At 54.5% G+C, this 710-nt stretch carries 1 protein-coding gene; it reads left to right on the top strand.

The window, feature by feature from the left end:
• The coding region (locus B4113_RS15660) for a Mu transposase C-terminal domain-containing protein (protein WP_153017174.1) at positions 1-694 on the top strand (694 nt) is incomplete at its 5' end.
• Positions 695-710 lie beyond the last annotated feature (16 nt).

The raw sequence follows: 710 nt of genomic DNA on the forward strand, positions 1-710 counted from the left end.
TCGCGGTTGGTGCCGTACGTATAGTTTCCCTTCGGAGAAGTTTGACGGGCTGCGGGTCGTCACAAAGGAAGCGGTGCTTCGTTGCGGGAAGCCGAAACGCATTTACTCGGACAACGGGAAAATTTACCGGTCCGAGGTGCTGCAGTATGCGTGCGCCGAGATGGGGATTACGCTCATCCACACCCAGCAGTATGACCCGCAAAGCAAAGAGAAAATCGAACGGTTCTTCCGCACCGTACAGACGCGGTTTTATCCGCTGTTGGAGCTGAATCCGCCGAAGTCGCTTGACGAGTTGAACGAGCGGTTTGGGAAGTGGCTTGAAGAAGAGTATCACCGAAAACCACACGCCTCACTGGACGGAAAAACGCCGCATGAGGTGTTTCAGTCCCAAGTGGAACGAGTGGTGTGGGTCGAAGACATCGATTGGCTGGATGCGACTTTTCTGAAACGGGAGCACCGCAAGGTGAAAGCCGATGGCACGATCACCCTAAATCAACAGCTATACGAAGTGCCGCCTCGGTTCATTGGGCAATCGATTGAGCTCCGCTATGACGAACGAGGTGTCTATGTGTACGAAGACGGCAAACGGGTAGCGGAAGCCATTCGGGTGCGTTTGGAGGATCACGCCCATGTAAAGCGTCACCGGTCGCCGTTTGCGGCAGTTCCAGCGAAGGAGGGAGAACACGGTGTATAAATCGTTCTACTCTCTT

Origin of the sequence: Geobacillus sp. B4113_201601 (assembly GCF_001587475.1) — a bacterium.
Lineage (GTDB): Bacteria > Bacillota > Bacilli > Bacillales > Anoxybacillaceae > Geobacillus > Geobacillus icigianus.